At 54.3% G+C, this 20,175-nt stretch carries 17 protein-coding genes and 2 tRNA genes; 2 read left to right on the top strand and 17 right to left on the bottom strand.

Features of this window, described 5'->3' with window-relative positions:
- Nucleotides 1–10: 10 nt before the first annotated feature.
- Nucleotides 11–1,021, top strand: coding sequence for a luciferase-like monooxygenase (locus tag NIM72_RS14425; RefSeq protein WP_253420874.1), 1,011 nt, complete (start codon nt 11–13; stop codon nt 1,019–1,021).
- Here the strand turns inward: NIM72_RS14425 and NIM72_RS14420 are convergent, their stop codons facing one another.
- Complete coding sequence (locus tag NIM72_RS14420) at nt 1,022–1,942, bottom strand: AraC family transcriptional regulator (protein WP_253420871.1); 921 nt, start codon at nt 1,940–1,942, stop codon at nt 1,022–1,024.
- 172 nt (nt 1,943–2,114) lie between these two features.
- On the opposite strand from NIM72_RS14420, the gene NIM72_RS14415 reads away from it, so the two are divergent.
- Nucleotides 2,115–2,861: an SDR family NAD(P)-dependent oxidoreductase gene (locus tag NIM72_RS14415; RefSeq protein ID WP_253420868.1), complete on the top strand. Its 747-nt coding sequence runs from the start codon at nt 2,115–2,117 to the stop codon at nt 2,859–2,861.
- Between the two features lie 55 nt (nt 2,862–2,916).
- Here NIM72_RS14415 and NIM72_RS14410 read toward each other — a convergent pair whose 3' ends face one another.
- The 16 genes from NIM72_RS14410 to ftsH form a co-directional block, all read right to left on the bottom strand.
- The gene (locus NIM72_RS14410; protein WP_013359913.1) at nt 2,917–4,839 is read right to left on the bottom strand and encodes a DEAD/DEAH family ATP-dependent RNA helicase; all 1,923 of its coding nucleotides are present in this window, start codon (nt 4,837–4,839) and stop codon (nt 2,917–2,919) included.
- A 16-nt stretch (nt 4,840–4,855) separates the two neighbouring features.
- Nucleotides 4,856–4,912, bottom strand: coding sequence for a protein YrbN (gene yrbN / locus NIM72_RS21575; RefSeq protein WP_098053093.1), 57 nt, complete (start codon nt 4,910–4,912; stop codon nt 4,856–4,858).
- 105 nt (nt 4,913–5,017) lie between these two features.
- Nucleotides 5,018–5,902, bottom strand: coding sequence for a lipoprotein NlpI (nlpI, locus tag NIM72_RS14405; protein ID WP_161731844.1), 885 nt, complete (start codon nt 5,900–5,902; stop codon nt 5,018–5,020).
- Nucleotides 5,903–6,031: 129 nt separating this feature from the next.
- On the bottom strand, nt 6,032–8,167 hold the full coding sequence (gene pnp, locus NIM72_RS14400) for a polyribonucleotide nucleotidyltransferase (RefSeq protein ID WP_222924682.1): 2,136 nt from the start codon (nt 8,165–8,167) through the stop codon (nt 6,032–6,034).
- A 310-nt stretch (nt 8,168–8,477) separates the two neighbouring features.
- A complete protein-coding gene (gene rpsO / locus NIM72_RS14395; protein WP_003851063.1) occupies nt 8,478–8,747 on the bottom strand; it encodes a 30S ribosomal protein S15 in 270 nt (89 codons plus the stop codon).
- Between the two features lie 131 nt (nt 8,748–8,878).
- Nucleotides 8,879–9,823: a tRNA pseudouridine(55) synthase TruB gene (gene truB, locus NIM72_RS14390; protein WP_253420865.1), complete on the bottom strand. Its 945-nt coding sequence runs from the start codon at nt 9,821–9,823 to the stop codon at nt 8,879–8,881.
- On the bottom strand, nt 9,823–10,230 hold the full coding sequence (rbfA, locus tag NIM72_RS14385; RefSeq protein ID WP_033731320.1) for a 30S ribosome-binding factor RbfA: 408 nt from the start codon (nt 10,228–10,230) through the stop codon (nt 9,823–9,825). Before rbfA ends, truB begins: the two co-directional genes overlap by 1 nt.
- Nucleotides 10,231–10,295: 65 nt before the next feature.
- Nucleotides 10,296–12,989 carry a translation initiation factor IF-2 gene (gene infB, locus NIM72_RS14380; protein ID WP_161731840.1) on the bottom strand — a complete coding sequence of 898 codons (2,694 nt, stop codon included), beginning with the start codon at nt 12,987–12,989 and terminating at the stop codon, nt 10,296–10,298.
- 17 nt (nt 12,990–13,006) lie between these two features.
- Entirely contained in the window at nt 13,007–14,494 is a 1,488-nt protein-coding gene (nusA, locus tag NIM72_RS14375) for a transcription termination factor NusA (RefSeq protein ID WP_061061455.1), read from the bottom strand.
- A gap of 24 nt (nt 14,495–14,518) precedes the next feature.
- Nucleotides 14,519–14,971 carry a ribosome maturation factor RimP gene (gene rimP / locus NIM72_RS14370; RefSeq protein ID WP_010251795.1) on the bottom strand — a complete coding sequence of 151 codons (453 nt, stop codon included), beginning with the start codon at nt 14,969–14,971 and terminating at the stop codon, nt 14,519–14,521.
- A 211-nt stretch (nt 14,972–15,182) separates the two neighbouring features.
- Nucleotides 15,183–15,259, bottom strand: a tRNA-Met gene (locus tag NIM72_RS14365).
- 59 nt (nt 15,260–15,318) lie between these two features.
- Nucleotides 15,319–15,405, bottom strand: a tRNA-Leu gene (locus NIM72_RS14360).
- Between the two features lie 37 nt (nt 15,406–15,442).
- The gene (secG, locus tag NIM72_RS14355) at nt 15,443–15,781 is read right to left on the bottom strand and encodes a preprotein translocase subunit SecG (protein WP_003851074.1); all 339 of its coding nucleotides are present in this window, start codon (nt 15,779–15,781) and stop codon (nt 15,443–15,445) included.
- A 217-nt stretch (nt 15,782–15,998) separates the two neighbouring features.
- The gene (gene glmM, locus NIM72_RS14350) at nt 15,999–17,333 is read right to left on the bottom strand and encodes a phosphoglucosamine mutase (protein WP_161731838.1); all 1,335 of its coding nucleotides are present in this window, start codon (nt 17,331–17,333) and stop codon (nt 15,999–16,001) included.
- Nucleotides 17,330–18,169 carry a dihydropteroate synthase gene (gene folP, locus NIM72_RS14345; protein WP_033731317.1) on the bottom strand — a complete coding sequence of 280 codons (840 nt, stop codon included), beginning with the start codon at nt 18,167–18,169 and terminating at the stop codon, nt 17,330–17,332. Before folP ends, glmM begins: the two co-directional genes overlap by 4 nt.
- Nucleotides 18,170–18,248: 79 nt before the next feature.
- Nucleotides 18,249–20,174, bottom strand: coding sequence for an ATP-dependent zinc metalloprotease FtsH (gene ftsH, locus NIM72_RS14340; RefSeq protein ID WP_161731836.1), 1,926 nt, complete (start codon nt 20,172–20,174; stop codon nt 18,249–18,251).
- Between the last annotated feature and the right edge of the window lies 1 nt (nt 20,175).

Raw genomic sequence — 20,175 nt, 5'->3', positions numbered from 1 at the left:
GGGAGTAGTCATGTCTGATAAAAAACCTCTTCGCCTGTCCGTGCTGGATCTTGCGCCGATTCCACAGGGTGCGACCGCACGGAATGCGTTCCATAATTCCCTGGCGCTGGCGCGTCAGGCTGAAAAACTGGGCTTCGAACGCTACTGGCTGGCTGAACATCACAACATGACAGGGATTGCCAGCGCTGCGACGTCGGTGCTGATCGGCTATCTGGCGGCGAACACCGAGACACTGAAGCTGGGCTCCGGTGGCATTATGTTGCCTAATCATGCGCCGCTGGTCATCGCCGAGCAGTTTGGCACCCTGGCCTCTCTCTATCCGGGCCGTATCGATCTCGGTTTAGGTCGCGCGCCCGGTTCTGACCAGCGCACCATGATGGCGCTGCGCCGTCACCAGTCCAGCATGCATGCGGACACCTTTCCCGAAGATGTGGCTGAACTGATTAACTGGTTCGATGCTGGCCCGGATGCGCAACTGCCGGTTCAGCCAGTGCCGGGTCTGGGGCTGAAGATCCCGGTCTGGCTACTCGGATCCAGCCTCTACAGCGCGCAGCTGTCAGCAAAAATGGGCCTGCCGTTTGCCTTTGCCTCCCACTTCGCGCCTGACCAGCTCTTCCAGGCACTGCACGTGTATCGTGAGAACTTCCAGCCCTCGGCGCGTCTCGACAAGCCCTATGCCACCGTCTGCATTAACGTGGTGGCCGCTGATAATGAGCGTGATGCGCGCTTCCTGTTTACCTCGCAGCAGCAGCAGTTTATTAACCTGCGCCGCGGCAAACCGGGCCCGTTACCGGCCCCGGTTGAGAATATGGATAATCTCTGGTCGCCGTCAGAGCAGTATGGCGTTCAGCAGGCACTCAGCATGTCGCTGGTGGGCGATACCGACAAGGTGCGTCATGGCCTGGCTTCGCTGATGCGTGAAACGCAGGCAGATGAAATTATGGTTAATGGCCAGATTTTTGACAGCGAAGCTCGTCTGCGCTCCTTTGCCATTGCGATGGAAGCGGCAAACAGCCTGTAATCAGTTTTGCGGTGGGCGCAGGGTATCCGGGCTCACCGCCAGCTGACGACTATCCCTGGCAGGAGATTGCCCATACAGGCGGCGATATTCACGACTGAACTGTGATGCGCTCTGATAGCCCACCCGATAGCCTGCCGTACCGGCATCCAGCTTTTCCACCAACATCAAACGCCGCGCCTCATTGAGCCGCAGTTGTTTCTGGTATTGCATCGGCGTCATAGCCGTTACGGCTTTGAAGTGATGATGCAGCGAAGAGATACTCATGCCGACACTGCTGGCAAGCTGATCGATCTTTAGCGGCTGGTGAAAATTCTCCCGCAGCCAGCGGGCAGCCTGCGCCACCCGGTTACCCGGCCGCTCAGCCAGCGCCATATTCAGGATGCGCGAGCCCTCCGGCCCGGTCAGCAGCCGGTAGAAAATCTCCTGCTCAATCAGCGGAGCCAGCGCCTCAATATCTTCCGGGTGGTCAAGCAGACGCACCAGCCGGATGACTGCATCCACCAGCAAAGGTGAAACCTTATGCACGGTGACACCCCGTTCATTGCCTGAGGTCACCAGCGGCAGCGCTGGCGGAAACTGTTCAAGGTAGCGCATAAGCCGGGATTCATTGATGGCGATACCTATCCCGAGATTGGGCTTTTCCGGCGTGGCGACAGTGACGCAGGCGCGCACTGGCATATCCAGCGTTACCAGCAGCAGATCCCCTGGTCCATAGTGCAGCACCTCATCACCCATATGCAGCGCTTTGCTGCCCTGCGCCACCAGCGCAAAACTGGCCCATTGAGCAAAGTGCATCGGCTCAGTAGGTGCTGAAACCCGGCCAAAAAACAGGCAGTCGATGGCGCTGGAATGCCGACCATCCTCCGGCGCATGACGGGCAATTAACTGTGCCAGCGCCTGCCACTTGTTACTCTCTGTCACTGCGTTCTCCCCTTCCGCTCTGTGCCGATATTACCTGACGTCTGGCGGAATGCCTTTGCTGGTGCAGCACTTTTGCAGGATCGTGCAAAAAGCTTGCAGGATTGCGCTACCCGCTTTTCGTCAGCCGCGCGCATAGTCTTTCGACGCAATCATTACGGCGGAGAATGACATAATGAAAGCATTGCAGAATAAAATTGCACTGGTGACCGGCGCGTCCAAAGGCATTGGCGCGGCCATTGCCATCGCATTTGCCGCAGCGGGCGCGCGCGTCGTGGTCAACTATCGTCAGGACGAGGTGGGAGCGGCTGACGTAGTCAGCGATATCGTCACGCTGGGCAGTGAAGCCGTGGCGGTACAGGCTGATATTTCTCATCTGCAGGATGTGGAACGGCTGTTCGCCACAACTGCAGAGTGTTTCGGCGCACCGGACATTGTGGTGAACAATGCGGGCAGCTTTCATCACGGCGAGTTTGCGGCGCTGACGCAGGAGGAGATGCAGCAGCAGATCAACATTAACCTGCTCGGCACGCTGATGGTCTGTCAGCAGGCGATTCGTCATTTCCCCGCGCATGGCGGCAGCATTATCAATCTTAGTGCCCTGAACAGTAAAAACAGCACGCCGGGTTCCGTACTCTGGGCGGCCACCAAAGGCGCGGTGGATACCCTGACTCAGGGGCTGGCGCGCGAACTGGGCGCCAGGAATATCCGGGTTAACGCGCTGGCTCCTGGGATGATCCTGACCGAGGGATTACTGGCTGCGAAGAGGATGAGTCCGCAGCTCAAGGCACAGCTGCTGGCGGCTACCCCGCTGGGGCGTTTTGGTCTGCCGGAGGATGTGGCGCAGGTCGCGCTATTTCTGGCCTCTGAGGAGTCCGCTTATGTCAGCGGCGAGCGCGTCATGATCAGCGGGGGGGCCTGACAGGCATAAAAAAAGGGAAGCCAGCGGCTTCCCTTTTTATTACGACGTTAAGTCGTTATGCATCACGACGACGTGGAGCGGCAGCTGCGCCTTCTTCACGACGTGGACCACGGCTACCTTCACGGTTGAAAGTACGTCCACCGCCTTCACGACCACCTTCACGGCGTTCAGAAGAGAAGCGACGGCCACCTTCACGGTTAGCTGCGCCCGGACCGCTGCGACGCTCACCGCCAGCACCGGCTGGACGACGATCGCCACGGCCTTCGTTTGGCTGAGCATCACCCAGCAGCTGCATATTCATTGGTTTGTTCAGAATACGCGTACGGGTGAAGTGCTGCAGCACATCGCCTGGCATGCCTTTCGGCAGCTCGATAGTCGAGTGGTTACCGAACAGCTTGATGTTACCGATGTAACGGCTGCTGATGTCGCCTTCGTTAGCGATAGCGCCAACGATGTGACGAACTTCAACACCATCATCACGGCCTACTTCGATGCGGTACAGCTGCATTTCGCCAACGTCACGACGTTCGCGACGTGGACGATCGCCATCACGGCTGTCACGGCTTTCACGTGGGCCACGATCGCTACGCGCTTCACGGCTGTCACGACGGCCATCACGCTCGTCACGATCGCGGTATTCACGACGTGCAGGACGTGGTGCTTCTGGTGGCAGAATCAGAGGACGTTCGCCCTGTGCCATCTTAAGCAGTGCGGCGGCCAGCGTTTCCAGATCCAGTTCATCTTCCGGCTGCATTTTAGTCAGCAGAGCACGGTACTGATCCAGATCGCTGCTTTCCAGCTGCTGCTGAACTTTAGCGGCAAACTTGGCCAGACGACGCTCACCCAGCAGTTCTGCGTTAGGCAGTTCAACTTCAGGGATAGTCAGCTTCATCGTACGTTCGATGTTGCGCAGCAGACGACGCTCGCGGTTCTCAACGAACAGCAGCGCACGGCCAGCACGACCAGCACGACCGGTACGACCGATACGGTGAACGTAAGATTCTGCATCCATCGGGATGTCGTAGTTCACAACCAGGCTGATACGCTCAACGTCCAGGCCACGGGCCGCAACGTCGGTTGCAATCAGGATGTCGAGACGACCATCTTTCAGGCGCTCCAGCGTCTGCTCACGCAGAGCCTGGTTCATATCACCGTTCAGCGCGGCGCTGTTGTAGCCACTACGCTCCAGTGCTTCTGCCACTTCCAGCGTTGCGTTTTTAGTACGCACGAAGATGATGGCAGCATCAAAGTCTTCTGCTTCCAGGAAGCGAACCAGTGCATCTGTTTTACGACCGTAAGCGGTCCAGTAGCTCTGGCTGATATCAGGACGCGTTGTCATACTTGACTGGATACGCACTTCCTGTGGATCTTTCATGAAGCGTTTGGTGATGCGACGAATCGCTTCCGGCATGGTTGCAGAGAACAGTGCAGTCTGATGACCGGCTGGAATCTGAGCCATGATGGTTTCAACGTCTTCGATGAAGCCCATACGCAGCATTTCATCAGCTTCATCCAGCACCAGGCCGCGCAGGTTAGAGAGTTCTAACGTGCCGCGTTTCAGGTGGTCAAGCAGACGACCAGGGGTACCCACAACAACCTGTGGTCCCTGACGCAGAGCGCGCAGCTGCACGTCATAACGCTGGCCGCCGTAAAGGGCAACCACGTTCAGGCCACGCATGTGCTTAGAGAATTCGGTGATTGCTTCAGCAACCTGTACCGCCAGTTCGCGGGTCGGTGCCAGCACCAGGATTTGCGGTGCTTTAACAGTCGGGTCGATGTTGTTTAACAGCGGCAGAGAAAATGCCGCAGTTTTACCACTCCCGGTCTGCGCCATGCCTAACACGTCACGGCCCGCCAGCAGGTGAGGAATACACTCAGCCTGGATTGGGGATGGCTTTACGTAGCCCATGCCATTCAGTGATTCAAGGATGTCGGCGTTCAGGCCAAGGTCAGCAAAAGTGGTTTGAATATCAGTCATGTAGTACACGTGCCTCTTAGATTGCGGCGGCCAGTCTACATAACTCGTCGTGAAAACTTTCAGTCATTTTCATCAAAAAGTGTGAACCGGCTCAAATTAGAAGTTTTGACGAACAGAAAAGCCTTCATCCTTTAAGATGATGACTTAACAGGTTTTACAGGCAAATTAAGTTCGTCAGCTATTGCTGGTCAGATTCTGATAAATCGTCTTGTGCCTGGCCGAGTTGCGCCAGTTCCAACAATGCGTATCGGTGTTCAACAAAGTTGTTAACGTTGTTGGCCACCGCCAGTTTGAACAACGCTTTCGCGTCGTCCTTCTCCCCCAGACTTAGGTAGTACTTACCTAAATAGAAGTTGGTTTCACTGAGATGTTCAGCGAGCGAGGTGTTATCCGTTGCGTCCGCCTTGAGACTTTCCATCAACGTTTTCTCGTTGATATCTCCAAGGTAGAACTCGACAATATTCCATCCCCATTGGTCTCTGACCGCTTTGTCGTGACGCTGTTTAAGCGCGACTTTTGCCTTGTCGACATCCATCTCACGTTCAACGAGATAGAGCCACAGACTGCGGAAAGGATCGTTAGGATCGTCTTGATAAAACGCCAGCAGATCATCTTGCGCTAACTTGTATCGACCGCCGTAATAGAGGGCGATACCACGGTTTAAATGCGCATAGTTGTAAGTTGGATCAAGCTCAAGTACAGAATCAAACGCTTCATAGGCGGCATCAAAGTTGCCCGCCTGCGTTAAATATATGCCTAAGTAGTTAAACACTTCGGGCATATCTGGTCTTATAGACAGCGCTTGCGAAAAATCGTTCCGCGCTAATGCCCGCAGACCTAAACTATCATACAACACTCCGCGCTCATATAACAGCTGTGCGCGTTCATCATCGGTGAGAGCGCGACTGGCAAGAATTTGTTCCATGCGCGCCAGTATCACTTCCTGCTGCAGTGTGGGCTGTAAAGGCACTGCAAGAACGTCGTTCTTACGCCAATTGGAGTTGCTGCATCCTGCCAGCGTCAAAGCTGTCGCAACAAAACACCAGCGCAGAAAAGGCTTCATTTCCCACTCCCGAATACAAACATTGGGATAACCATCCTGTCATCCGCCTGCTGTGCACAAGGATTCCCGCCCTCGCGATGATACAAACGCCCCTCTCTGCCAGGCAAAGAGGGGCAAATCAGCAACGACTTATTCAGCGTCAGGCGTGGTCACCGCTGCAGCTTCTTCAGTCTGCGGCTTAGATTCTGTCGCTTCTTTGATGCTCAGGCGTACGCGACCCTGGCGATCAACTTCCATCACCTTAACCGGCACTTCCTGACCCATCTGCAGGTAGTCAGTCACTTTCTCAACGCGCTTATCAGCGATTTGTGAAATGTGAACCAGACCTTCTTTACCGCCGCCGATGGCAACGAAGGCACCGAAATCAACGATACGGGTCACTTTACCACTGTAAATGCGGCCCACTTCGATTTCTGCAGTGATCTCTTCAATACGACGAATGGCTTCTTTCGCTTTCAGACCATCGGTCGCAGCGATTTTCACGGTGCCGTCATCTTCGATTTCAATCGTGGTGCCGGTCTCTTCGGTCAGTGCACGAATCACTGAGCCGCCTTTACCGATCACATCTTTGATCTTGTCAGAGCTGATTTTGATGGTGTAGATGCGCGGTGCAAATTCAGAAATCTCAGTACGCGGTGTGCTGATAGCCTGTTCCATTACGCCCAGAATGTGCAGACGCGCACCCTTGGCCTGGTTCAGGGCTTCCTGCATGATTTCACGCGTGATGCCTTCGATTTTGATGTCCATCTGCAGCGCGGTGATACCTTCACGGCTACCGGCTACCTTGAAGTCCATGTCGCCCAGATGATCTTCGTCGCCCAGGATGTCAGACAGAACCACAAACTTCTCATCTTCTTTCACCAGACCCATCGCGATACCGGCAACGGCGGCTTTGATTGGCACACCTGCATCCATCAGCGCCAGTGAGGCACCACAGACAGAGGCCATTGAAGAGGAGCCGTTTGATTCGGTGATTTCAGACACGACGCGAACGGTGTAAGGGAAATCTTCCGCTTTAGGCATTACCGCTAACACACCGCGCTTCGCCAGACGACCGTGACCAATCTCACGACGCTTCGGCGAACCGACCATGCCGGTTTCACCGACAGAGTACGGAGGGAAGTTGTAATGGAACAGGAAGCTGTCGGTACGTTCGCCCATCAGCTCATCCAGGTTCTGCGCATCACGGGTAGTACCCAGCGTTGCCGTAACCAGTGCCTGCGTTTCACCACGGGTGAACAGTGATGAACCGTGAGTACGTGGCAATACGCCAGTACGCACGTCCAGACCGCGGATCATATCTTTTTCACGGCCATCGATACGTGGCTCGCCATTCAGGATGCGGGTACGAACAACGGTTTTTTCGAGGCTATGCACGATGTCGCCGATTTCTGAACCATCCAGCGTGTCATCTTCAGCCAGCAGCGCAGCAATGGTTTCGTCTTTGATGACGCCAACCTGCGCGTAACGCTCCTGCTTGTCAGTGATGCGGTAAGCATCACTGATGCGCGCTTCTGCCAGGGCAGCAACACGAGAAATCAGCGGGGTATTAGCCGCTTCTGGCTGCCAGTCCCAGCGCGGTTTGCCTGCTTCAGCAACCAGGGCATTGATGTTTTCGATAACGATCTGCTGCTGGTCATGGCCAAAGACCACGGCGCCCAGCATCTGCTCTTCTGACAGGATCTCAGCTTCAGATTCAACCATCAGAACGGCATTCTGCGTACCGGCAACAACCAGATCCAGACGAGACTGTTTCAGCTCATCTGCGGTTGGGTTCAGAACATATTGATCGTTGATGTAACCTACACGTGCAGAGCCAATCGGGCCATTGAACGGCAGACCAGAAAGCGCCAGTGCAGCAGAAGCACCGATCATCGCAACGATGTCTGGATGAACCTGTGGGTTGACAGACACCACGGTGGCAATAACCTGGACTTCGTTAACAAAGCCTTCCGGGAAAAGTGGACGAATCGGGCGGTCAATCAGACGCGAAATCAGGGTTTCGCCTTCGCTTGGACGGCCTTCACGACGGAAGAAGCTGCCTGGGATACGACCAGCAGCGTAAGTACGCTCCTGATAGTTCACGGTCAGTGGGAAGAAGTCCTGACCTGGTTTAGATTTTTTCTGACCTACAACAGTGACGAACACTGCAGTATCGTCCATGCTCACCATCACAGCGGCTGTCGCCTGGCGAGCCATCATGCCGGTTTCCAGCGTGACGGTATGTTGACCATATTGGAATTTGCGTACGATCGGATTCAGCAAAATCAAAGTCCTTAACTTCGGGGCAGGGCTATCTGTAGCCTGCCATTGATTACCAATCTTCAGCTGCATCCTCGCGACTAATGACAACCCTCGACCGCCCCTGCGGTAAAGCCTCTCATTAGCCGCGCGAAATTCTGCAAACTAAAGATCACACTAAGCAACAATACATCAGTTTGGCCCGGATTGCTGCCGATTGCTCGAAAAAAGGGGCCATAAAGGCCCCCTCTTCACGAAACTCGCACAAATCTGATCGTAAGCTGCACACAGTGCAAAAGTCCGCATAATGCCCCGACGATCAGATTCTTCAGACTTAGCGACGCAGACCGAGACTTTCGATCAGGCTGCTGTAGCGTGCAACGTCTTTACGCTTCAGGTAGTCCAGCAGCTTACGACGCTGTGATACCATGCGCAGCAGACCGCGGCGGCTGTGGTGGTCTTTTTTGTGCTCAGAGAAGTGACCCTGCAGATGGGTAATCTGCGCGGTCAACAGGGCAACCTGAACTTCAGTTGAACCGCTGTCGTTAGCACCACGGCCATATTTAGCAACGATCTCTGCTTTAGCTTCTACGCTTAGAGACATAATAAACTCCAGTAATAAATGAATGTATGGGTGCCGATCTCTAATTCAGCATCCCGCTTTAAAGCCGCGCTATTCTACTCTGCGCCTGATAGCAACGCAAATGCCCCATCAGCGAAAAGTGAACGCCTGGCTTAATCCTGATACTCAACCACTAAACGACGTGGCGCAAGACGGCCATCATCGGCAATTTCTGCCATACCGATAAACTTACGCGCTTCGCCTTCCGATACTCTGACCAGCCCCTTCGCAGGCGCGTTGCTGGCCTGTACCGGCTGTCCCTGACGGAAAAAATCTGCCACGGCGGGCGGGATATTCACTTCAGGGAAATCAGAGGCCGGGCTGTCCATCGGCAACAACAGCGGATCGAGCTGCGTTTCCAGTGGGGTGCCCGCTTCTGTGGCTTCCGCCAGCAGCGTGTTGAGCTGTTCCAGCGTCACCATCCGTTCATACGGATAACGGGCAACCTGTACACGTCGCAGCATGATGACATGCGCACCGCATCCCAGCTTTTCACCCAGGTCATCGATGATGGTACGGATATAGGTGCCTTTGGAGCAGTGAATTTCCAGCTCCAGCTCATTATCCTGCCAGCGAATAAATTGCAGCTCATAGACCGTGATGGGACGCGGTTCACGCTCAATCACAATGCCCTGACGCGCATATTCATACAGCGGACGACCCTGATGCTTCAGCGCCGAAAACATCGATGGCACCTGCAGCGTATCGCCGCGGAAGCTCTCAAGGGCGCTATCCAGATCGACCTGACTGAAGCTGACCGGACGCGTCTGCACGATATTGCCATCCGCATCTGACGTGTCAGTGCGCTCGCCCAGTCGGGCAATCACACGGTAGCGTTTGTCGGAATCGAGCAGATACTGCGAAAACTTGGTCGCTTCACCCAGGCAGATTGGCAACATGCCGGTGGCCAGTGGATCAAGCGCGCCGGTATGGCCTGCGCGATTAGCGTTAAAGATACGCTTCACTTTCTGCAGGACATCATTCGACGAAACGCCTTGTGGCTTATCCAGCAACAACACGCCATGGACGTCGCGACCGCGACGACGCGGACGACTCATTACGCCTCCTCGTCATCGCCGGTGGCATCCGGACCACGGCGCTCTGCATCGTTCTTAACGACGCTGGTGACGAGGTTAGACATGCGCATCCCTTCGACTAACGAGTTATCGTAGAAGAACGTCAGCTCAGGCACGATACGCAGACGCATCGCTTTGCCGAGCAGAATGCGAATGTAGCCTGACGCTTCTTTCAGCGCTTTCAGGCCATGCTTGATCGCATCTTCATCTTTGTCGTTGAGGAACGTAACGAACACTTTTGCGTAAGCAAGATCGCGTGACACTTCAACGCCGGATACGGTGACCATCATGCCAAGGCGCGGATCTTTAATCTCACGCTGCAGGATCATCGCAATCTCTTTTTGCAGCTCTTGTGACACGCGCTGCGGGCGACCAAATTCTTTCGCCATCATTATTTCTCCCAAATAATTCGGGAGGCCAGAGGCCTCCCAAATTGCAACACATCAGCAGTCTATTACTCGATGGTGCGTTTAATTTCGATGATTTCAAACACTTCGATCATATCGCCAACGCGAACGTCGTTGTAGTTCTTCACGCCGATACCGCACTCCATGCCGTTACGCACTTCGTTGACGTCATCTTTGAAGCGACGCAGAGATTCCAGCTCGCCTTCGTAAATCACCACGTTGTCACGCAGGACACGGATTGGATTGTGACGTTTGATGTTACCTTCCGTCACCATACAACCGGCAATCGCGCCAAACTTCGGTGATTTGAACACGTCGCGCACTGCAGCCAGGCCAATAATCTGCTGTTTGTACTCTGGTGCCAGCATGCCGCTCATCGCTGCTTTAACTTCGTCAATCAGGTTATAGATGACAGAGTAGTAGCGCAGATCCAAGCTTTCTGCGTCAATGACGCGACGCGCAGAGGCATCGGCACGAACGTTGAAGCCAAGGAGGATGGCGTTAGAAGCAGCCGCCAGGGTTGCATCGGTTTCGGTAATACCGCCCACGCCTGAACCCACAATCTTCACCTTCACTTCGTCGGTGGAGAGTTTCTGCAGGGAATCAGAGATGGCTTCCACAGAACCCTGAACGTCGGCTTTCAGAACGATATTCAGTTCAGACACTTCGCCTTCGGTCATGTTAGCAAACATGTTTTCGAGCTTAGATTTCTGCTGGCGAGCCAGTTTAACTTCGCGGAATTTGCCCTGACGGTAGAGCGCAACTTCACGTGCTTTCTTCTCGTCACGTACCACAGTCGCTTCATCACCTGCAGCCGGCACGCCGGACAGGCCCAGAATCTCAACCGGGATAGAAGGACCCGCTTCCATGACTTCGCGACCCAGTTCGTCACGCATTGCACGAACACGGCCATATTCGAAACCACAAAGAACGATGTCGCCTTTATTAAGCGTACCTTCACGAACCAGCACGGTAGCAACCGGACCACGACCTTTGTCGAGGAACGATTCAATCACCACGCCGCTCGCCATACCTTCACGGATAGCCGTCAGTTCCAGAACTTCTGCCTGCAGCAGGATTGCGTTTAACAGGTCATCAATGCCGGTACCCGCTTTCGCAGAGACATTTACGAACATGTTTTCGCCGCCCCACTCTTCCGGAATGATTCCGTACTGAGTCAGTTCGTTTTTAACACGATCCGGATCCGCTTCTGGCTTATCGCACTTGTTCACGGCAACCACAACCGGCACTTTAGCGGCTTTGGCGTGCTGAATAGCTTCGACAGTCTGTGGCATCACGCCATCGTCTGCGGCAACCACCAGGATAACGATATCTGTCGCCTGTGCACCACGTGCACGCATCGCGGTAAACGCGGCGTGGCCCGGGGTATCCAGGAAGGTGACCATACCGTTGTCGGTTTCAACGTGGTAAGCACCAATGTGCTGTGTAATACCGCCCGCTTCGCCAGAGGCGATTTTAGTGGAACGGATATAGTCCAGCAGAGAGGTTTTACCGTGGTCGACGTGGCCCATGATGGTCACAACCGGCGCACGAGACTCCTGTGCCGCATCGGTATCACGATCGTCCATTACCGCTTCTTCCAGCTCATTCTCACGACGCAGGGTCACTTTGTGGCCCATTTCTTCGGCTACGAGCTGTGCAGTTTCCTGATCGATGACCTGGTTGATAGTCGCCATGGCGCCCATCTTCATCATCGCTTTGATGACCAGAGAACCTTTCACCGCCATTTTGTTCGCCAGTTCGGCTACGGTGATGGTTTCGCCAATCACAACATCGCGGTTAACGGCCTGCGCTGGCTTGTTGAAGCCCTGCTGCAGTGCGCTAGGTTTGCGATGCTTACCGCCTTTACCGCCACGAACCTGCGCACGCGCTTCTTCACGGTCAGTTTTGGCTTCGGAATGTTTGTTGCCTTTTTTCGCCGGACGCGCAGCTTTAGCAGTAGTACGCGCACGCGCACGGCCTGCTTCAACCTGACGGTCGTTTTCGTCTTCTGCCTGACGGGCGTGGGTCGAAGTGGTGACGTGATAGTCGCCTTTATCCTCTTCTTCCGGTTTTTCCCATTCAGCTGATTTCTCTTCAGCCAGACGGCGGGCTTCTTCGGCTACGAGGCGGGCAGCCTCTTCAAGCTTACGGCGGGCTTCTTCTTCAGCTTTACGCTTCAGTTCAGCAGCTTCAGCTTCGCGACGGGCTTTGTCTGATTGCGCAGCCCTGGTCACTTCGTCGGTAGGTTGATTTGTCACTTTGTCATTTTCCGCTGCTGCACGTTTGGCCTTATCAGCGGCTTCGCGCCTGGCTTTATCTTCGGCTTCACGTTGCGCTTTCTGTTCAGCTTCGCGACGGGCTTTTTCTTCAGCCTCGCGTTGCGCCTGCTCTTCCGCTTCACGCTGCGCCTCGGCTTCAGCTTCTGCCTGAGCTTGCTCAGCCTCTGCATCACCCTTCACATAGGTACGCTTTTTGCGGACTTCGATTTGCACCGACTTACTTTTACCCCCGGTGCCTGGAATATTCAAGGTGCTGCGCGTTTTACGCTGCAGCGTCAGCTTAGCTGAACCGACCTGACCGTGTTCACGGTTCAGATGAGATAGTAAGGTTTCTTTCTCTTGCTGGGTCACCGCGTCATTTTCAGACTTAGGGATTCCCGCATCAGCAAATTGCTGTACCAGGCGATCGACCGGAGTCTGAATTTCTGCGGCCAGCGATTTTACGGTTACATCTGTCATGCTGTTCCTTCCTGTTATTACGCGTCATCGCCGAACCAGCAGATATTACGTGCGGCCATAATCAGCGCGCCGGCCTGTTCATCAGACATGCCTTCAATATCCGTCAGATCGTCAACACCTTGCTCAGCGAGATCTTCCAGCGTGCAAACGCCTTTTGACGCCAGGCGGAACGCCAGCGCACGATCGAGGCCTTCAAGATTCAGAAGATCCGCAGCGGGCTCCTGATTTCCAAGACTCTCTTCTTTCGCCAGTGCCAGGGTGGTTAACGCATTTTTTGCTCGTTCACGCAGGGCTTCAATGGTCTCTTCGTCGAGGCCGTCGACTTCCAGCAGCTCGTTGATTGGCACGTATGCCAGCTCTTCCAGCGAGGAGAAGCCCTCTTCCACCAGTACGGTGGCGAACTCTTCGTCGATGTCGAGATGTTTAGTGAACATATCGATCGCTGCATGCGCTTCAGCCTGATGCTTAGCCTGCAGATCATCGACGGTCATCACGTTCAGCTCCCAGCCACTCAGCTGCGAAGCGAGACGCACGTTTTGGCCGTTACGGCCGATCGCCTGAGCCAGATTGCCAGCTTCTACGGCGATATCCATGGTGTGATTATCTTCATCAACCACGATTGATGCCACATCGGCCGGAGCCATGGCGTTAATAACAAACTGCGCCGGGTTATCGTCCCACAGCACGATATCGATACGCTCGCCGCCCAGTTCACTGGAAACCGCCTGAACACGCGCGCCGCGCATGCCCACACAGGCACCCACCGGATCGATACGTTTGTCGTTGGTTTTGACTGCAATTTTAGCGCGGGAACCCGGATCACGGGCAGCGGCTTTAATTTCAATCAGTTCTTCGCCAATTTCTGGCACCTCAATGCGGAACAGTTCAATCAGCATTTCCGGTTTGGAACGCGTCACAAACAGCTGCGCGCCACGCGCTTCCGGACGTACAGAGTAGAGTACGCCACGAATACGGTCGCCTGGACGGAAGTTTTCACGCGGTAGCATATCTTCGCGCAGAATGACCGCTTCGGCATTGCTGCCTAAGTCGAGGGAAATGTTGTCGCGGTTAACTTTCTTCACCACACCGGTGATGATTTCGCCTTCCTGCTCACGGAACTGATCAACCACCATCGCGCGCTCAGCTTCGCGCACTTTTTGCACGATAACCTGCTTAGCGGTCTGGGTAGTGATACGGTCAAAGGTGACCGATTCAATCTGATCTTCGACATATTCGCCCAGATTGAATGCTTCATCTTCGAAGCGGGCCGCATCCAGCGTGATCTCGCGCGTCGGCTGTGTCACCTCTTCTACGATTTCCCAGCGGCGGAAAGTATCGAAATCGCCACTGCGGCGATCAATGCTGACGCGTACTTCAATTTCCTGCTCGTACTTTTTCTTGGTCGCAGTCGCCAGCGCGCTCTCCAGCGCTTCGAAGATTTTCTCACGCGGCAGGGCTTTTTCGTTAGAAACGGCTTCTACAACAGCTAAGATCTCTTTGTTCATCCTGGTTAGCCTCAATCCGGACTTTTAAAAGTGGGGGACCAGGTTCGCTTTCTGAATATTACTCAGCGCGAACACTTCATCGCTACCCTCAACGTGCACCGTGATCATCTCGCCATCAACTGACTTGATGGTTCCCTGCCATTTACGGCGGTTCTGAACGGCCATACGCAACACCAGACTCACTTCTTCACCCATAAAACGGGTGTAGTGTTCTGCGGTGAACAGAGGACGATCGAGTCCCGGTGAAGAGACTTCAAGGTTGTAAGGTACAGTAATCGGATCTTCAACATCCATTACCGCACTTACCTGGTGGCTGACATCGGCGCAATCATCGACATTGATGCCATCTTCACTATCAATATAGATGCGCAGGATAGATGTGCGACTACGAACGAATTCAATTCCAACCAGTTCGTAACCCAGCGCTTCTACGGGAGCCGATACCAACTCTGTCAATTTTTGCTCTAATGTGGACAAGCCCACCCCCAAGACATAAAAAAAGGGCCTATAGCCCAGTATTACGATTCGCTAATAACAAAAAACCCCGAATATTCGGGGCTTTTAGTCACTGGACCCTGTATGCCGCAACGCGGCCCGGACTCCATCCAAAGAATTTTCTTTCAAAAAATAGCCGTGAATGCGTCCGTCGATGCATACAGTATATTTGAAAAAGAACTCAAAGGGAAAGTGGTTGCGGGGGCCGGATTTGAACCGACGACCTTCGGGTTATGAGCCCGACGAGCTACCAGGCTGCTCCACCCCGCGTCCGAAAACGTGGCGAATAATACGCCAGACCTGCATAAAATGCAAGTGATACTACGATTTGGTACCGAGGACGGGACTTGAACCCGTAAGCCCAATCGGGCACTACCACCTCAAGGTAGCGTGTCTACCAATTCCACCACCACGGCACTGCACTGACCACAACGATTCGTTGTGCTGACGATCTTACTTAGGAATATCGCTGCCCGGTGTAACCGGTTGAGCTGGCTTTTCAGTCTGTTGAGAAGACTGCGCCGGCGCAGAAAGATTTTCCCACTCACTTCCTTTCGAGGCTTTATTGCTGTTCAGATTACCCAGAACCAGGCTGATGATGAAGAACAGTGCCGCTAGGATGCCAGTAGTACGGGTCATGAAATTACCTGAACCCGAAGAACCAAACACCGTACCGGATGCGCCTGCACCGAATGAGGCTCCCATATCAGCGCCTTTGCCTTGCTGCAGCATGATCATACCCACGAGGGCAATAGCTACAATAAGGAAAACAACTAAAAGAGCTTCGTACATATTCAACCTGTTCCTTGCACGATAATCGTACAGTTAAAGCTTCAACCAGTATTGATGGGGCGTCTCGTCATCACCCATCAGAAGCGGGTGTGAATACTAACCAAAGGCGCATATCTCTGCAAGTGCAATTTCTCTTACGCAAACTGATTGCAGAAAAAAGCGCCATCCCGGTGATTTTACAGGCGGTTCAGCATTCTGAGCACCGCCTTTAAGAGGTTTAAACCGCTTTGACCTGATCGGCAATACGATTAGCCAGTTCGGTGACCTGCGCCTCATTTTCGCCTTCGACCATCACACGAATTAGCGGCTCAGTGCCTGACTTACGCAACAGAACGCGTCCGCGACCCGCCAGCGCTTTTTCAACATCAGCGGTGACCGTTTTCACGGCGTCGTTTTGCAGCGGGTCATGCTCGCCCGCGAAGCGTACGTTGACCAGAACCTGCGGCAGCATCTTCATACCACTGCAGAGATCGTGCAGGCTCATGTGGTTACGCACCATCGCAGTGAGCACTTGCAAACTTGCAACGATACCGTCGCCGGTGGTGGTTTTATCCAGCAGGATCACATGACCGGAGTTCTCCGCGCCGAGACGCCAGCCCTTCTCCTGCATCTTCTCCAGCACATAACGGTCACCGACTTTGGCACGGGTAAACGGAATGCCGAGCTGTTTCAGCGCTAATTCCAGGCCCATGTTGCTCATCAGCGTACCCACTACACCGCCACGTAACTGTCCCTGACGCAGCGCTTCACGTGCAATGATGTAGAGGATCTGGTCGCCATCTACTTTGTCGCCCAGATGGTCAATCATCATGATGCGGTCGCCATCGCCGTCGTAGGCCAGACCAATATCGGCCTTCTCCGCCAGTACGCGCTGCTGCAGCAGTTTAAGATCGGTGGCACCGCACTCTTTGTTGATGTTCATGCCGTCTGGCTGGACACCGATTGCGATGACGGTTGCGCCCAGCTCGCGCAGGACATTCGGCGCAATGTGGTAAGTCGCACCATTGGCACAGTCGACCACAATTTTCAGACCATTCAGATTGAGTTCACTGGGGAAAGTCCCCTTACAGAACTCAATGTAACGCCCCGCTGCATCAACAATGCGGCTGGCGCGGCCTAACTGGGCTGATTCAACACAGGTAATCGGCTTTTCCATCTCCAGTTCAATCGCTTCTTCCACGTCATCAGGCAGTTTGGTGCCTTCGGACGAGAAGAATTTAATACCGTTATCGTCAAACGGATTGTGCGACGCTGAAATAACGATGCCCGCCTCTGCGCGGAAGGTACGGGTCAGATAGGCGATGGCGGGGGTCGGCATCGGACCGGTAAACGCAGCGGTCAGGCCCGCGGCGGCGAGGCCTGCTTCCAGCGCAGACTCCAGCATATAGCCCGAGATACGGGTATCTTTGCCGATAATGATCTTTTTCGAACCGTGACGCGCCAGTACTTTACCCGCGGCCCAGCCCAGCTTCAGGACGAAATCAGGCGTGATAGGTGTTTCACCGACTTTGCCGCGAATGCCATCTGTACCGAAATATTTACGATTACTCATGATGCTCCTTTTGCTCTTCGGGTCGCTTCGACCACGCGCATCGCTTCGGCCGTCTCTTTTACATCATGCGCGCGAATAATCTGCGCGCCCTGCATGGCAGCAATCACCGCGCAGCTCAGGCTGCCGGTTAAACGCTGTGACGGGCCAACATTTAACAACTGGCCAATCATCGATTTACGCGACATCCCCACCAGCAGCGGCAGACCAAAGTGGTGAAAATCGCTGAGATGAGCCAGCAGTTCATAATTGTGGCTGAGATTTTTACCGAAACCGAAGCCCGGGTCGAGTATCAGCTGCTCTTTTTTAATTCCCGCCGCTTCGCAGCGCGCAATCTGCTGAGCGAAGTAAGTGTCCACTTCGCTTAAGATGTTTTCGTAAACCGGTGCCTGCTGCATGGTGCGCGGTTCGCCCTGCATATGCATTAAACAGACAGGAAGTCCGGTAGCCGCTGCGGCTTCCAGCGCACCCGGCTCAGAGAGTGAGCGGACATCGTTAATGATGTGAGCACCCACTCGTGCGGCTTCCCTGATTACGTCGGCTTTAGAGGTGTCTACTGAAATCCACACTTCGAAACGCTGGGCAATGGCATCGATTACCGGAATGACCCGCTCCAGCTCCTCCTCCACACTCACTTCATCTGCGCCAGGACGGGTTGATTCACCGCCGACATCGATAATGGTTGCGCCTGCGTTGACCATCTCATTGGTATGCGTCAGCGCATCGACCAGCGCGTTATGTTTACCACCATCTGAAAAAGAGTCCGGCGTGACATTCAGAATGCCCATCACATGAGGAAAAGATAAATCGAGATGGGAATCACGGGCAAACAACTTCATGGTGAAAACTCCTTGCTGATCAATATCTGGATGTAAAAAACCCCGGACCAGCCGGGGTTTTGTCTGACAATGATGCGTCTTATTTGTTGTACTGCTCTGACATGGTATTGCCTGGGTTCGGCGTACGCGGTTCATCAACCGGACGTGGCGCTTTTGGCGTACCGTTGCTGTCTGAGTTGCTGCCTGGATCTTCCCAGCCCGCAGGCGGACGCACTTCGCGGCGTGCCATCAGGTCGTCGATCTGCGGTGCATCAATGGTTTCATACTTCATCAGCGCGTCTTTCATGGCGTGAAGAATGTCCATGTTCTCACCCAGAATGCGGCGGGCACGCTGGTAGTTGCTGTCGATCAGGTGTTTAACTTCCTGGTCAATGATGCGGGCTGTTTCATCAGACATATGTTTCGCTTTCGCGACAGAACGTCCAAGGAATACTTCACCCTCTTCTTCTGCATACAGCAACGGCCCCAGTTTTTCAGAGAAGCCCCACTGCGTCACCATGTTACGTGCCAGATTAGTCGCGACTTTAATGTCGTTGGACGCACCGGTAGAAACATGTTCCACACCGTAGATGATCTCTTCTGCCAGACGACCACCGTACAGCGTTGAGATCTGGCTTTCCAGTTTCTGACGGCTGGCGCTAATCGCGTCGCCTTCAGGCAGGAAGAAGGTCACACCCAGCGCACGGCCGCGCGGGATAATCGTAACTTTATGCACCGGATCATGCTCTGGCACCAGGCGGCCAATAATGGCGTGGCCCGCTTCGTGGTAAGCCGTTGACTCTTTCTGCGCTTCCGTCATCACCATGGAGCGACGTTCCGCACCCATCATAATTTTGTCTTTCGCTTTCTCGAACTCAACCATCGACACCACGCGCTTGTTTGAACGAGCGGCGAACAGCGCAGCTTCGTTCACCAGGTTGGCCAGATCGGCACCTGAGAAGCCTGGCGTACCACGTGCAATGATTGCGGCATCAATGTCGGTTGCCAGTGGCACACGACGCATATGCACTTTCAGGATCTGCTCACGACCACGTACGTCTGGCAGACCGACCACAACCTGACGGTCAAAGCGGCCTGGACGCAGCAGCGCAGGGTCCAGTACGTCAGGACGGTTAGTCGCGGCGATAACGATAATACCTTCGTTACCTTCGAAACCATCCATCTCAACCAGCATCTGGTTCAGCGTCTGCTCACGTTCATCATGACCACCGCCTAAACCGGCACCACGCTGACGACCCACAGCATCGATCTCATCGATAAAGATGATGCACGGAGCGGCTTTCTTGGCCTGTTCGAACATGTCGCGCACACGGGATGCACCGACACCGACAAACATTTCCACAAAGTCAGAACCGGAGATAGTGAAGAAAGGCACCTTGGCTTCACCGGCAATCGCTTTTGCCAGCAGGGTTTTACCGGTACCCGGCGGGCCCACCATCAGAACGCCTTTTGGAATTTTACCGCCCAGCTTCTGGAAACGGCTCGGCTCGCGCAGATATTCCACCAGCTCAGCCACCTCATCTTTCGCTTCGTCACAACCTGCTACATCGGCGAAAGTGGTTTTAATCTGGTCCTCCGTCAACATGCGGGCTTTGCTTTTGCCGAAGGACATCGCGCCCTTACCGCCGCCGCCCTGCATCTGACGCATAAAGAAGATCCACACACCGATCAGCAGCAGCATCGGGAACCACGAAATGAAGATGGAAGCCAGCAGGCTTGGCTCTTCCGGCGGTTCGCCAACCACTTTGACGTTTTTGGTCAAGAGGTTATCAAGCAACTTGGGATCGTTGACAGGAATGTAGGTCGTGTATTTATTGCTGTCTTTTTTAATGACGTTAATTTCACGCCCGTTAATACGTGCCTCGCGGACCTGATCCTGGTTCACTTCCGACAGGAAGGTTGAATAATCAACCCGACGGCCATTTGACTCGCTGGGCCCAAAGCTCTGGAATACTGACATCAGCACGACCGCGATGACTAACCAGAGAATCAGGTTTTTCGCCATG

The sequence above is a fragment of the Pantoea sp. B550 genome (genome assembly GCF_024158165.1).
Lineage (GTDB): Bacteria > Pseudomonadota > Gammaproteobacteria > Enterobacterales > Enterobacteriaceae > Pantoea > Pantoea alfalfae.
Note: the sequence above shows the minus strand (reverse complement) of the source record. Positions and strands in the feature narration are given on the sequence as shown.

Bases quoted from the DNA above. Each gene is read 5' to 3' on its own strand.
- NIM72_RS14425 (WP_253420874.1), top strand. From the start codon at position 11: ATGTCTGATAAAAAACCTCTTCGCCTGTCCGTGCTGGATCTTGCGCCG.
- NIM72_RS14415 (WP_253420868.1), top strand. From the start codon at position 2,115: ATGAAAGCATTGCAGAATAAAATTGCACTGGTGACCGGCGCGTCCAAA.
- NIM72_RS14410 (WP_013359913.1), bottom strand. From the start codon at position 4,839: ATGACTGATATTCAAACCACTTTTGCTGACCTTGGCCTGAACGCCGAC.
- nlpI (WP_161731844.1), bottom strand. From the start codon at position 5,902: ATGAAGCCTTTTCTGCGCTGGTGTTTTGTTGCGACAGCTTTGACGCTG.
- rpsO (WP_003851063.1), bottom strand. From the start codon at position 8,747: ATGTCTCTAAGCGTAGAAGCTAAAGCAGAGATCGTTGCTAAATATGGC.
- truB (WP_253420865.1), bottom strand. From the start codon at position 9,823: ATGAGTCGTCCGCGTCGTCGCGGTCGCGACGTCCATGGCGTGTTGTTG.
- rbfA (WP_033731320.1), bottom strand. From the start codon at position 10,230: ATGGCGAAAGAATTTGGTCGCCCGCAGCGCGTGTCACAAGAGCTGCAA.
- infB (WP_161731840.1), bottom strand. From the start codon at position 12,989: ATGACAGATGTAACCGTAAAATCGCTGGCCGCAGAAATTCAGACTCCG.
- nusA (WP_061061455.1), bottom strand. From the start codon at position 14,494: ATGAACAAAGAGATCTTAGCTGTTGTAGAAGCCGTTTCTAACGAAAAA.
- secG (WP_003851074.1), bottom strand. From the start codon at position 15,781: ATGTACGAAGCTCTTTTAGTTGTTTTCCTTATTGTAGCTATTGCCCTC.
- glmM (WP_161731838.1), bottom strand. From the start codon at position 17,333: ATGAGTAATCGTAAATATTTCGGTACAGATGGCATTCGCGGCAAAGTC.
- folP (WP_033731317.1), bottom strand. From the start codon at position 18,169: ATGAAGTTGTTTGCCCGTGATTCCCATCTCGATTTATCTTTTCCTCAT.
- ftsH (WP_161731836.1), bottom strand. From the start codon at position 20,174: ATGGCGAAAAACCTGATTCTCTGGTTAGTCATCGCGGTCGTGCTGATG.